General features: G+C 58.3%; 9 protein-coding genes. 5 read left to right on the forward strand and 4 right to left on the reverse strand.

Features of this window, described 5'->3' with window-relative positions; genetic code table 11:
- Positions 1 to 84 precede the first annotated feature (84 nt).
- A complete protein-coding gene (locus QO002_RS12310; RefSeq protein WP_307230029.1) occupies positions 85 to 2,946 on the reverse strand; it encodes an Rne/Rng family ribonuclease in 2,862 nt (953 codons plus the stop codon).
- Between the two features lie 497 nt (positions 2,947 to 3,443).
- A complete protein-coding gene (locus tag QO002_RS12315; RefSeq protein WP_307230031.1) occupies positions 3,444 to 3,746 on the reverse strand; it encodes a hypothetical protein in 303 nt (100 codons plus the stop codon).
- On the opposite strand from QO002_RS12315, the gene QO002_RS12320 reads away from it, so the two are divergent.
- The 3 genes from QO002_RS12320 (at position 3,745) to prfB (ending at position 8,925) form a co-directional block, all read left to right on the forward strand.
- On the forward strand, positions 3,745 to 4,893 hold the full coding sequence (locus QO002_RS12320) for an N-acetylmuramoyl-L-alanine amidase (RefSeq protein WP_307230033.1): 1,149 nt from the start codon (positions 3,745 to 3,747) through the stop codon (positions 4,891 to 4,893). The two genes, QO002_RS12315 and QO002_RS12320, sit on opposite strands and share 2 nt — an antisense overlap.
- A gap of 348 nt (positions 4,894 to 5,241) precedes the next feature.
- Positions 5,242 to 7,695, forward strand: a complete 2,454-nt coding sequence (locus QO002_RS12325; RefSeq protein ID WP_307230035.1) for a penicillin-binding protein 1A — start codon at positions 5,242 to 5,244, stop codon at positions 7,693 to 7,695.
- Between the two features lie 98 nt (positions 7,696 to 7,793).
- A protein-coding gene (gene prfB / locus QO002_RS12330; RefSeq protein ID WP_307230036.1) for a peptide chain release factor 2 occupies positions 7,794 to 8,925 on the forward strand; the annotation gives its coding sequence in 2 pieces (ribosomal slippage) (positions 7,794 to 7,862 and positions 7,864 to 8,925; 1,131 coding nt in all).
- Positions 8,926 to 9,521: 596 nt separating this feature from the next.
- Here the strand turns inward: prfB and QO002_RS12335 are convergent.
- Positions 9,522 to 10,997, reverse strand: coding sequence for a DUF2254 domain-containing protein (locus tag QO002_RS12335; protein ID WP_307230038.1), 1,476 nt, complete (start codon positions 10,995 to 10,997; stop codon positions 9,522 to 9,524).
- Between QO002_RS12335 and QO002_RS12340 the strand changes: the two genes are divergently transcribed.
- Positions 10,975 to 11,673 (forward strand): hypothetical protein, encoded by a 699-nt coding sequence (locus QO002_RS12340; RefSeq protein ID WP_307230040.1) that lies wholly within the window; start codon positions 10,975 to 10,977, stop codon positions 11,671 to 11,673. The genes QO002_RS12335 and QO002_RS12340 overlap by 23 nt on opposite strands.
- A gap of 693 nt (positions 11,674 to 12,366) precedes the next feature.
- Here QO002_RS12340 and QO002_RS12345 read toward each other — a convergent pair.
- Entirely contained in the window at positions 12,367 to 12,702 is a 336-nt protein-coding gene (locus tag QO002_RS12345) for a peptidoglycan-binding domain-containing protein (RefSeq protein ID WP_307230042.1), read from the reverse strand.
- A gap of 131 nt (positions 12,703 to 12,833) precedes the next feature.
- On the opposite strand from QO002_RS12345, the gene QO002_RS12350 reads away from it, so the two are divergent.
- Entirely contained in the window at positions 12,834 to 13,859 is a 1,026-nt protein-coding gene (locus QO002_RS12350) for an IS110 family RNA-guided transposase (RefSeq protein WP_307230043.1), read from the forward strand.
- The last annotated feature ends 21 nt before the right edge of the window (positions 13,860 to 13,880 follow it).

Consider the following 13,880-nt stretch of genomic DNA (forward strand, 5'->3'; position numbering starts at 1 on the left):
TGGAAACACCTGAGTTCTGACATTAAAAAAACCGGCCAGAAAACTGGCCGGCTTTTTTGATCAGGGGTTTTCGAAGAGTGCGGCTCAGAAGAAGCCGCGCTTCTGCCACCAGCCGCCCTTCTTGGGCTTCGGCGGTTCGCTGTCACTTTCGGTGCTTGGCGCAGCCGAAGACTTGACGACCGGTGGGGTCGCGATGGTGTTTACATTGCGGTTGCCGCGTGAAGGCTTTTCTTCCTCCAGGGCAGCCGCGGCCTCTTCCACAGCCGGCTCCGCGGGAGCCTGCTCCGCTACGGGCGACGTGTCTTCGACCGCAGCCTGGGCTGCGGTATCGATCGACGCGGCTTCGGCAATGGCTACCTCTGCAACCGGAGCTTCCTCGCCAACCGGCTCGGCCTTCTTCCGGCTACGTCGTGGTTTCGCGGGCTTGGATGCCTCCACGGCCACCGGCGTTTCGGTAATCACGTCCACCTCGGCCACAGCGACGGCAACAGTTTCCGCGACTTCTGGTTCGGCGTCCGTTTCCAGCTCGCCATCAGTTTCGCCAGCTTCCGCCGAAACACCTTCGCCGTCAGATTCGTCACCACGGTTGCGGCGACCGCCACGCTTGCCGCGCCGACGACGCTTGCGCTTCTGGCGCTCTTCCTCGTCCTTGGAGGTCTCGCCGGCGTTGACGATTTCGTCGGAAGCGTCGTCGCTGCCGTCCTCGTCGTCTTCGCCATCATCCTGACGCTCGTCATCGGCAGAAACGCCAGCCTGCGGCTCGCCATTGCCACGGCCACCACGGCGGCGGCGGCGGCGCTTGCGCTTGCGGCTCTGTTCGTCGGTTTCCGCCCGCTCGGCCCGGTCAACGCGCTCGGCCTTGGCCTCGACCACGACCTCTTCTTCCTCGTCGATCTCTTCCTCGATGACGATATCGTCGTCTTCCTCGATTTCAGGCTCGAAGTGCAGAAGCTGTTCGATCTTCACCGGGTTTTCGACGGCTTCGCCGCGGTCGATCGCAAAGTGCTGGGCGCCGACATGGGCATCAGCCTCGATGATGATTGCGACGCCGAAGCGTGCTTCATAATCGATGATCGTGCTGCGCTTGTGATTGAGCAGATAGAGAGCGATATCCGGCGTCGTGCGTACGGTGATGTCATGCGTCGTATTCTTGAGCAGATACTCTTCCACGCCGCGCAGGACATGCAGGGCGACCGACGACTGCGAACGAACGTGGCCTGTACCATTGCAATGCGAGCAGACCTGCATCGTCGATTCGAGCACGGAGGCACGAATGCGCTGACGCGACATTTCGAGCAGGCCGAAATGCGAGATGCGGCCAACCTGGATGCGAGCGCGATCGTTCTTCAGGTGATCCTTCAGACGCTTTTCGACAGCGCGGTTGTTGCGCTTCTCTTCCATGTCAATGAAGTCGACGACCACGAGGCCGGCGAGGTCGCGCAGACGCAGCTGGCGTGCAACCTCTTCAGCGGCTTCCAGGTTGGTCTGGAGAGCTGTGTCCTCGATCGAATGTTCGCGGGTCGAACGGCCGGAGTTGACGTCGATCGCCACCAGCGCTTCGGTCTGGTTGATGATGATGTAGCCGCCGGACTTCAGCGTTACCTGCGGCTGCAGCATGCGGTCCAGCTGCGCCTCAATGCCCGAGCGCGAGAAGATCGGATGCACGTCGCGATACGGCTGAACCACCTTGGCGTGGCTCGGCATCAGCATCTTCATGAAGCCCTTGGCTTCCTTGTAGCCTTCTTCGCCGGCAACGACGATCTCGCTGATATCCTTGTTGTAAAGGTCGCGGATCGAGCGCTTGATCAGGCTGCCTTCCTCGTAAACGAGGCAGGGTGCCGTCGAGGCAAGCGTCAACGTCCGAACGTTTTCCCAAAGACGCATCAGGTATTCGAAGTCACGCTTGACCTCGACCTTGGTCCGGTTTGCACCGGCCGTGCGCAGGATAACGCCCATGCCCTGCGGCACTTCGAGTGCGCGGGCGATTTCCTTCAGACGCTTGCGGTCCGGCAGGTTGGTGATCTTGCGGGAGATGCCGCCGCCACGTGCCGTATTCGGCATGAGAACCGAATAGCGGCCTGCCAGCGAGAGATATGTCGTGAGAGCCGCACCCTTGTTGCCGCGCTCTTCCTTGGCGACCTGGACCAGCAGGATCTGCCGGCGCTTGATCACTTCCTGAATGCGGTACTGCTTGCGCGGGCGACGGTTGGACTGACGGTCCGGAACCTCTTCCATCGCGTCTTCGGCGCCGACGGATTCGATGACTTCCTTCTCTTCATGGTGATCTTCATCATCGTCGTCGTCATTCCTGCCGCGACGACCGCCGCGAACGTCTTCGGATACGCTGTCGGTATCGACCATGGCGGCCATTTCGCCACCGGTCTGTTCGTCGGAACCGTCTTCAGCTTCCGTCTTTGCCTCGGCGGCTTCCGCTTCAGCAACAGTCTTCTTCGTGCGGCGAGGACGACGCGCCTTTGTCTTCGGCTTTTCTTCGACGACCTCATCTGCCGCTGCTTCGGTGACGGTTTCGATTTCGGAAGATTCTTCGATGATCTCGACTACGGTCGATTCCGTTTCTGCGGACGGCGCAGTCTCGGTGTCGTCATCGCTCAGATCCGTGCCTGTCTCGACAGGTTCGATATCGTCATCGCGGCGTGCGTCCTCGGCTTCCGCCCTCAGAAGCGCCTGCCGGTCGGCAAGGGGAATCTGGTAGTAGTCGGGATGGATTTCGGCGAAAGCCAGAAAGCCGTGGCGATTGCCGCCGTAATCGACGAAGGCCGCCTGAAGCGAAGGCTCTACGCGTGTGACCTTGGCAAGATAGATATTGCCGCGGATCTGCTTCTTGTGTTCGGATTCGAAGTCGAATTCTTCTATGCGGTTTCCGCGAACGACAACGACGCGCGTCTCTTCAGCGTGAGACGCATCGATAAGCATTTTCTCTGCCATTTAAGCTGTGCTCCTCGGCGCACACGCAAAACAGCAGAAGGACGGCTTCCCGGAGGAGACCATCCCGACAGTTCGCATTGTTCGCCGGATGTGAATGTTCTTGAATGGTCAATGCAAACGTTCAGCAGCCAGACGGCAGCCGGGGCGCTTACGTCCCGGGGCCTGTTTACTTCTGACCGATACTGCTGTGACAACGTTGCATACCAAACAAGAATGCCAATGTATTAGGCCCTAAAGGCCCGATGAATGCGCCCGGTCACGGGCTTGCGGTGAACATCACCATGTCTTCCCGGCCACCGCCGGATTTTTGCGATTCGTATGGGGAGAACGTGAAGCGACGGCGGATGAAGCGCGACTGCCTGCTGCGGCGTGATCGTTATTAACGTGGTTTGACCCACATCGATCATGCTCTGGCGCCAAGGCTTTAAAAATCCCATGGCTGCCGGTCGTCGATTCTATCCCGTCAACACTTTCTACCTGCCACGCTTGTATGTTTTCTATGTCACAATGGCAAGGGAAAAGCCTGATCCGTCATAATATTGATTGATTCGGTCGGCCTCGTATGTGTGCTCATCGGAAGGCCGCAGGGCTGTGCAGTAAGCTTCGGTTAACCATGAAGGGGCATTCATGGTTTTGGATCGAATCAATGCTTTCGGCGAATATGCCGATGCGAGGAATGGTAGGACAGGGCGCTGGATGTGCTTCTGTCTGATGATTTGACGGGGAACATCAGTTCTTATGCTGAAACCGATGATGCGATATTTGCTCGGGGTGTTGTTGCTGTGTGCATCGTCTTCCATGGCATCTTCTGCCGATGGGCCGCTGCTCGCCTATGGGGCGCGTATCGCGGGCGACGATGCCCGCACCCGTGTCGTCATCGAATTCGATAGGGCTCCCGATTTTTTCGTTCATTATGTGTCTGACCCGTTTCGCGTCGTGGTCGATCTTCCCGAAACATCATTCGGGCTGAATGAGAACGACATGAAGGCACGCGGCCTTTTTGGCGACATTCGCTATGGCACCATGGGGGCGGGCAGTTCACGCATCGTTTTGACGGCAAACCAGCCGGTCGAGATTTCCCTGGCTGAAGTGAAGCCTGACGAGGACAAGAAGGGTTTTCGCCTCGTTCTCGATGCCGAACGCGTCAGCAAGGAAAGATTCACGGCGCTTCTCGATGAACAAAAGTGGACGGGCAGTGTCACCTCGACGAAAACGAGCCGCGTCACCGCTCCCGCCCCGGTAAACTCGGAAAATGAGTTCGTCGTTGCCGTCGATGCCGGGCACGGCGGCATTGATACGGGAGCGATTGGCACGGAGACTCGCATTGAGGAAAAGAGCGTCACCTTGGCTTTTGCGCGCGATCTCGTTGCCCAGCTTGATCGAGAACCCGGCATCAAAGCGTTCCTGACGAGAGAGAAGGATGAATTCCTGTCCTTGCCACAGCGGGTTCAGGTCGCTCGCCGGCAGGGCGCCAACCTCTTCGTTTCCATTCACGCCGATACGCTGAAGCAGCGCGATATTCGCGGCGCAACGGTTTATACGATTTCCGACAAGGCATCCGACCATCTCGCGGCGAGCCTTGCCGAGCGCGAAAACCTGTCCGACGCAGTGGCCGGCATCGCTCTTTCGACTGAACCGGCCGAAGTCGCCGACATTCTTCTCGACCTGACGCGCCGTGAAACCCAGGCGTTTTCCGTCAATCTTGCCCAGACTGTCGTTTCTTCCTTCGAGGGACAGATCAACCTCATCAACAATCCACATCGTTATGCGGGTTTCCGCGTGCTTCAGGCACCCGACGTGCCCTCTATTCTTCTTGAACTCGGCTTTCTCTCCAACAAGGAAGATGAAAAGCTGCTGGTCGATCCGGCCTGGCGCCGCAGGGTGTCTGAGTTGCTGTCCGGCGCCGTGCGAAACTATCGCACGTCGATCGTTGCCAATGGTGGCTGAGATCACCCGCCGGTGATTCCCTGATCCTTAAGTCGTTCCTCAAGCAGCGAAATATTCTGCTTTTACGCTTCCGCGCGATGTGATTTGTGTCGCTCGGGTAACAGCGATATGGTTTTCCAAGGGATGTGAGGCCTTTAACGGTCTTGAGCCCTATTTTGCTCACAATCCGGTCGCTATCGGATGCCGGAGTTTGCATGGATGCCGCTGTCTGTAGCCGTCCTCTCGACGGGGCAGTATTTGGTTTGCGGCGACCTTGCGGGTACGGCGCATTGCATTCGCGTTCCGCACACGTTAGGCCTCGGGTCTCAGACGCGCAGGCAAAGACAACAAGGTACCGGTATCTGACTGATGATCAGACTGATTGGATATTTCTTCGGCATTGGCGCATTCATGCTTCTTGGCGTGGCAGCAGCAGCAGCCGTCTATCTCGGTCACGTGACCAAGGACCTGCCGGACTATGAGGTTCTGGCCAATTATGCGCCGCCGGTCACCACGCGCATTCACGCCGGCAACGGCGCGTTGATGGCGGAGTATGCCCGCGAACGGCGCCTCTATCTGCCGATCCAGGCCATCCCGGATCGCGTCAAGGCGGCTTTCATCTCGGCTGAAGACAAGAACTTCTACCAGCATCCTGGCGTCGACATTACCGGTCTTGGCCGTGCGATCTTCGTGAACCTGCAGAATTTCGGCTCCGGCCGCCGCCCGGTCGGCGCTTCGACGATCACCCAGCAGGTCGCCAAGAACTTCCTGCTTACGGCGGACCAGACGATCGACCGAAAGGTGAAGGAGGCAATCCTCTCATTCCGCATCGAACAGGCCTACAGCAAGGATCGCATCCTCGAGCTTTATCTCAATGAAATCTTCTTCGGGATGAATTCCTACGGTATCGCTGGCGCTGCACTCACCTATTTCGACAAGTCAGTCACGGAACTGACGATCGCCGAGACTGCCTATCTCGCCGCTCTCCCCAAGGGGCCGGCAAACTATCATCCCTTCCGCAAGACAGAAGCTGCGCTTGAGCGCCGCAACTGGGTGATCGACCGCATGGTCGAGAACGGCTATGTGACCAAGGCGGATGGTGAGGAAGCCAAGAAACAGCCGCTCGGCGTCACCCTGCGTCGCGGTGGGTCGCATCTGTTTGCGTCCGACTATTTTGCGGAAGAAGTTCGCCGCCAGATCATTCAGCGTTACGGCGACAACGCCCTTTATGAAGGCGGCCTGTCGGTCCGCACCTCGCTGGACCCGCGCCTTCAGATCGATGCTCGCAAGGCTTTGCAGGACGGTCTCGTGAGCTACGATGAACGCCGCGGCTTCCACGGCCCGATAAAGACAATCGAGATCGGTGGAGACTGGGGCGAACCGCTGGGCAAGCTCGACGCCTTGTCCGACGTGCCGGAATGGAAGCTTGCCGTAGTCCTCACAGTAGACGCAAAGGGCGCCGAGATCGGCCTCCAGCCAGCCAAAGATGGAAGCGGCAAGATCACGGAAGATCGCACCAAGGGCTACATCACTGCGAAAAATATGCAGTGGGCCTATCGCTCTTCCGCTGGCGACCGCAAATCGGCAAAATCCCCCGAAGGCGTATTCGGTCCCGGTGATGTGGTTTATGTCGAGCCGACCGACGAGAGCGGACAATACCGGCTGCGTCAGCCGCCAAAAGTGCAGGGCGGCTTCGTCGCGATGGATCCACAGACGGGCCGCGTTCTGGCTATGGTAGGTGGCTTCTCCTACGGCCAGTCCGAATTCAACCGTGCGACACAGGCAATGCGCCAGCCCGGTTCGTCCTTCAAGCCCTTCGTCTACGCGGCCGCACTCGACAACGGCTATACCCCTGCCTCGGTTATCCTCGACGCTCCGTTTGAGATGGTTTCCGGCGGCCAGGTGTGGCGCCCTGAAAACTATGGTGGCGGTTCGGCCGGCCCCTCGACGCTTCGGCTCGGTATCGAAAAATCGCGCAACCTGATGACGGTTCGTCTGGCAAACGACATGGGCATGAACCTGGTCGCGGAATATGCCGAACGCTTCGGTATCTACGACAAGATGCTGCCGGTGCTGGCCATGTCGCTCGGTTCGGGCGAAACAACGGTCCTTCGCATGGTTTCGGCCTATGCCGTGATCGCCAACGGCGGCAAGCAGATCAAGCCGTCGCTCATCGACCGTATCCAGGATCGCTACGGCAAGACGATCTTCCGTCACGAGGAACGGACCTGCGAAACCTGCAATGCATCGGATTGGCAGAGCCAGGAAGAACCTGTCCTGACCGACAACCGCGAGCAGGTTCTCGACCCGATGACGGCGTATCAGATTACCTCGATGATGGAAGGCGTGATCACCCGCGGTACCGCCGCTGGCAAGGTCAAGCTCGATCGTCCCGTTGCCGGCAAGACCGGTACGACCAACGATGAAAAGGATGCCTGGTTCGTGGGTTATACGCCGGACCTCGTTGCCGGCCTCTATCTCGGATTCGACAATCCGGCGCCTCTCGGGCGTGGCGCAACCGGCGGCGGCCTTGCGGCTCCTCTCTTTAACGAATTCATGCAGGCGGCTCTTGCGGGTACGCGCCCGGTGAAGTTCGTTGTTCCGGAGGGCATGAGCCTCATCCCTGTAAACCGCAAAACCGGCATGGCCGCCTCTGAAGGCGATCCCGATACGATCATCGAGGCCTTCAAGCCGGGAACCGGTCCTGCCGATACCTTCTCGGTCATTGGCGACATGGACGAATATGTACCGCCGGAAGAAATTTTGCGGACGTCGCCGCAGGCGAACCAGGCCGTCACCTCGGGCTCCAACGGTCTCTTCTGATACCGTTCATCGCTTCAAAGATGCCCGCTGCCTTTACTTTGGTGGCGGGCATCGCTATTTGACGGCACGACCAAAACATCATTGCAAGAAGCGGAAAAATGCGCAGCGAAATCGAGAATATTGTCAACGAGATCAAGCAGGCCATAAGCCTGCTGAGGAGGCATCTTTGACTGGGATCAGGCGGTAAGACGGCTGGACTGGTTGAACAACAAGGCTGAAGATCCCAATCTCTGGAATGATGCAGCCGAAGCGCAGAAGCTGATGCGCGAACGGCAGAGCCTCGACGAGGGGATCAATGGCGTGCGTTCCTTCGAGCAGCAGCTCAAGGACAATATCGAGCTGATCGAGCTTGGCGAGGAAGAGGGCGATGCCGACATCGTCAAGGACGCCGAAGAGGCGCTGAAGGCACTGCGCACGGAAACGGCGCGCCGTCAGGTCGAGGCGATGCTGTCCGGCGAAGCCGATGGCAACGACACCTATCTCGAAGTCCATTCCGGCGCCGGTGGTACCGAAAGCCAGGATTGGGCGAACATGCTTCTGCGCATGTATTCGCGCTGGGCCGAGCGTCAGGGCTACAAGGTTGAGCTCATGGAAATCCATGACGGCGAAGAGGCCGGCATCAAGTCGGCGACGCTGTTGATCAAGGGCCATAATGCCTATGGCTGGCTGAAGACCGAATCGGGCGTGCACCGTCTGGTCCGTATTTCGCCCTATGACAGCAATGCTCGTCGCCATACGTCGTTTTCGTCCATCTGGGTCTATCCGGTCATCGACGATTCGATCCAGATAGACATCAACGAAAGCGATTGCCGCATCGATACCTATCGCTCGTCGGGCGCTGGCGGGCAGCACGTCAACACGACGGATTCGGCCGTGCGCATCACCCACATGCCGTCCGGCATTGTTGTGCAGTGCCAGCAGGAACGCTCGCAGCACAAGAACCGCGCCAAGGCGTGGGATATGTTGCGTGCCCGTCTTTATGAAGCCGAATTGAAGAAGCGCGAAGAAGCTGCGAATGCCGAGGCCGCTTCGAAATCGGATATCGGCTGGGGTCACCAGATCCGCTCCTACGTGCTGCAGCCTTATCAGCTGGTCAAGGACCTGCGTACGGGCGTCGAAAGCACCGCACCATCGGACGTCCTCGACGGCGAACTCAACGAGTTCATGGAGGCAGCCCTTGCGCACCGCGTGAGCGGTGGCGCCGACGCCGTTGTCGACGATCTGAGCTGATCGGCACCACACATCGAAGGCGATCGAGAGTCGGGGTAAAACCCGGCTCTTTTTGTATCACCAGGAAATATTCTCCTGCAGTCACTGATGGGGAGGGCGCACAACTTTGGTTTTGAGGCTTCGACTAAGGTCCCGTTCTCTCTATGAGGGTTAGCTCCGCGGGTCGATCGCACTTCGAACAGCTTATCTTCACCGTTTCTGGCGAATTGGTCGGCTTGGATACGAAAAACCCTTTTGAAACGCGATCGACGTTGAAGTTGAGTTTGTTCGTGTGCTCGACAGTAGTCTGCGACACGTCAGCAATACCCTCGGTCCCGCATCTGCCGCAGTTCAACGCGATCTGGTAGGTGTACCGCTCGGCGTCCCGATGTCTCATTCGATCTCCTCGCATGAGGGTAGAGGCAGGTATATCAACCCAAGCATGTGTTTTGGCGTGGAGGTAATTCTCCGGCCCCGAAAGGGGGCAAAAGCTTGACGCCTAAGGACACATACTCTTCCTCTTCAGCTTCTCCATAGCGATGAAGCCGTACGTTCCTGCGATCCGCCGGGAGCTGGTGAAGGTAGGTGGAGCGGACGCTGGCCGGCACGCAGCCGAGTCAGCTGTTACTCACCGGCGTCCCTCCGGCTGAACCACCCAACCCCTGCGTGTCTGCAATCCGAGCGAGCGCTGCATCTTCAGATAACAAGTAAACCTTCTCGATCATCTGGTCGAGCAGATCACGTTCAAGACGCAGCGCCGCCTTGCGGCTTTCGGGCAGGACCTCCTCAAGATTATTTATCATCGCCCGCAGTCGCCTGGCGATCTGCAAGTTCTCAGTCCCATAGATCCGAATTTCACGACATGTAAGCTGAACGAAGTCCTCCCAATCGGGGGTTGGAAAAACGACGCGGAGCCTTCCCTCGCTATCATGGACAAATTCGTTGCGCAGTTCGCGCTCACCGACGGTTCGGAGCAGCCGCTGCAACTGGTCAATCGCAAGTACAGCCGTTGTTGGGTCGTTGATCGCCCTCGAAAGCGCCTTTGTCGCGATATCGACAATCACCCTGAAGGCGAAAGTGGGGTCCTGTTCGAGCGTTCGCTCGCCTCCAAAGGCGATGGTTCGGCGAAGGTCATTGGGTGAAAGCGTCTTGGCGCCGCTATAGAGGCGCAAGAGCGGCTGTCCTTGCGAAACGAAATCACCGATGCGCGCGACAAGCTCAACGACACCGTCAACCTTATGCGCCGCCGCTGTTAGAGCCTTTATATCGACAGCCAGAATGATGGCCGAATATCCGGTATGCGATATGACGCTGTCCGGTTTACCCCGCACCTCGATCGGTTGAGGTCGCTCCGTGGCCTGGGAAAGCTGCGTTTGATAGACAACGTCGAGTACCGAGAAGCCTTGCCGGGCGACGCGATTGATGATGCTCACTGGACGCAACAGCCGAGCGGAATAGTCAATGAAATAGAGGAAGGCCGCCAGCGACAACACGCCGAGAATACCGGAAAACCACACGATAAAGGACGGCGCCGAGGTGTTGACGCGACTTATCGCACCAATGGCGAAAAGGAGCGTGAAAATGAACAGCCCGACCGTGAAACGGATGACATTGTCTCGCAACAGCGTGGTCGCGATAATCCTGGGCGTAAGTTGGCCACCAGCGATCTGCAGCGCGACAAGCAAAGACCCGAACGTGAAGACGATGAAAGAAAGTGCAAGACTGATGATTGTCTGCATCGCCGCGAGAGTGCCTTCGGTCCCAAGCGGCCAAGGCGGAACCCATTTCGTCCAATCCTCGAATGCGAGCACCACTCGAAAGAATATTTGCTGCAACACAAGCGCGAAAAACGGAACAATCCACAATGACGATCGGATGTAACTTTTCAACGCGTACAGATTGTTCCAGCTCATTTGGTCGCATACTCCTCTTCGGAACAACTTCCCGGTCGGTTGTACGATACTCCATCCGCCTTTTGAGTCACGGGGGTTCTGCGCGCCTGCGTTTTGGGCATCGGAGCCTCTCCCGCCTTCCGCGCGGGCGGACCTTCGCCACAGGCACAGTCTAAAGGTGATTGCAGCGCAGTGCCGCACAAGGGTTCACGACATCTTCATCTCCGCCGCGATGAGTGAATTCAGTAACGTGGTTGTCAAGCTGGCCAGCGAATTGACGACCTGTACCGATGCGAAACCCAATTGTCACAAACCGTTCAGGCCCGTCAGGGCTGCTGGTGTCTGGCGCAGAATAGGCGATATTGATTATCACGACCCCGGATTACGCCTTGCGGCCATATGGTTCGGCGTTCTGTTTCTGATATTCAGCCTGATCAGCGGCAAGCAGCTCCATTATCTCCTGCCAACGTTTCCAGCCATTGCTCTGTTCCTGGAACGGCGCCAAAGCGACGGGAGCCTCTATGCTCCGATTGCCGTATTGCTTCCCGCAGGTCTGGGTATCGGTGCCATCGCCGTCGCGACGGGAGCCTTCGAGGTCGGTCACCTGGGCACCCTTGCTCAGCCTTCATGGCTATTCATCGCCATGGGGATCGTTCTAATCCTGTCCGCTAGCACGATGATCAAACGGCGCGACGTGGGGGCCTATCTCGCCGGGCCTGTGCTCATCGTCGTTCTCAATTGCATCTTTCTTTTGGGCGTGCCGGGGATCGTTTACGATACTTCCTTGGCGGCAAGCGCCCTTGCGTCCCATGGGGCGAAGGGTATCGCGGTTCTCGACAAAACTGTGCAGGAGAGTTTACGTTCACCGGTCAGTTGACGCGACCCGTGCAGGGCGAGCGGACGGTGCGCCAGGACACCGTTGCAAAAAATGGGCCTCGCGCATCGCCAATAGCATCCGAGGCGCAGTTCTCAACGACGGGACGCGGGATTCGGGCTGTGGGCTGAAACTGTTCCGCCGAAATGCCTACTCGATCTGCCTTTCTTCGGCCACCTTCACCGCTTCATGCCCGCAATGATGCTGCGGGAGGTCAGGTTCGTCGATGTGTCACATCGTCCCCGTCATTCCGGCGTCTCTAACTACAACAATCTCAGTCGCGCGCTGTGGGTATCGTCGATCTTGTCGGCGTGCTTTGGCTGATGAAAAGACGGTCGCCGTTAGCATCACGCACACGCTGGCGGCCATGAGTTTCGATTCCGTACTGGCTGTGTTGAGCGCAGTCGGCAGTTGGCGAATGACTATCATTCGCCCGACTAATGACCCATTGCCCGTTATCCGCTGCGAAGGGCGGTACGGGTTTCGGTCACGCCGTGGACGAGCGGGCCGGGGCGGCCGGGCGTCTGCCCTCGTGAGGTGATGGGTCGGCCCGATGCATTCCAGTGTGAATTTGTCGATCACATTCAACATACGTCGCTTTTTACGATTGTTGATCCGGTCTTCGACAAAATCGTAAGACCGGACAAAGCGCCGCTAATGCCGGCAAATATTCCCTGCGCTGAGCCCTACGCGCACCTATACGATCAATGCCCAGGTCTTAGGTCCGACGATACCATCGCCGACAAGGTCGTTTAGCCGCTGAAACGCCCGCACTGCCGCTTCGGTGCCCGGACCAAACTTTCCATCGTCCCCGACGCCCATTTTCTTTTGAACGATTTTAACGTCGTCACCCCGAGCGCCGCGCTTAAGAGTCGGTTTGCCTGTGACGATATCTGTCGCAGGGATAAGGGGTCGAATACTCCCGACGCCGCGCATGATGTTGCGGACATCCGCTCGAAACACATCCATGTCGAAAAGCGGATCGGGCTTGCGGCCCGGTGGCAGCGCATATTCCCGGTGACCGCAGCACATGTCCGCATCTGCACCAACGTGTTTCAGAATTGCCGCAACACCTCGACGATAAGCGGTGGAGTGGACGCCTCCCCGACGGCATCAAATGTGCCAGAGTGCGGGTGCGCTTAGGACCAGCAAGGAGGACGTCCATGAATGAGATTAGCATCATCGGCCTGGATCTGGCAAAGAACGTGTTCCAGATCCACGGCTCAGGTCCCGACGGAAGAGTTGCTCTCCGTAAGAAACTGAACCGTGGAAGATTGCTTGAGTTCTTTGCCAGGCTCTCCATCTGCGTGGTGGCAATGGAGGCCTGTGCCAGCGCGCATTATTGGGGAAGAGAAATTGGTAAATTGGGCCACGAGATCAGACTGATCAACCCGTCCTACGTAAAGCCGTTCGTGAAACGGCAGAAGAATGACGCTGCCGATGCGGAAGCTATCGCCGAAGCAGCGTCGCGACCGACGATGCGGTTCGTGAGCGTCAAAAGTGCCGCGAAGCAGGCTTCATCCATGGCGTTCAAGGTTCGCGACCTGTTGGTCCGACAGCGGACGCAGACGATCAATGCGTTACGCGGACATCTTATGGAATATGGCCTGATCGTTCCTCAAGGCATCAAACACATTCCCCTCCTGCATGAGCAGATCGCGACGAATCCCGATCTGCCCGAGGTTGCACGGGTACTCTGCAAAGGTTTGTTGGAACAAGCGGTGTTCCTCTCCGAACAGATCGCCGTGCTGGAGAAGGAGCTCCGCACACGCGCCCGACAGGATGAACTCGCCTCGCGGCTAATGACTATTCCGGGAGTCGGCCCGATTTGCGCCACGGCGATTGAAGCATTGGCACCGTCCGCGGAGACCTTTTCAAGGGGGCGAGATTTTGCGGCATGGATCGGCCTTACGCCTAAACAAAACTCATCCGGCGGCAAGGACCGTCTCGGCAAGGTTTCCAAGATGGGGCAGCGCGATCTTCGCCGTCTCCTCGTTCTCGGCGCAACGGCTGTTGTCCGCTGGGCAAGACGATACGGAGCGCCAGTCGGATCGTGGTTGGCAAGAATGCTTTTGAAGAAGCCGCCAAAGCTTGTTGCCGTTGCTTTGGCGAATAAATTGGCGCGGACCGCCTGGGCTCTGATGGCTCGCGGCGGCGTCTACCAAGCTCCGGCCTCTGGTGCTGCGTAAGCAGCCCCAGAGGTCGCGAGA

The organism is Pararhizobium capsulatum DSM 1112 (assembly GCF_030814475.1).
Classification (GTDB): domain Bacteria; phylum Pseudomonadota; class Alphaproteobacteria; order Rhizobiales; family Rhizobiaceae; genus Pararhizobium; species Pararhizobium capsulatum.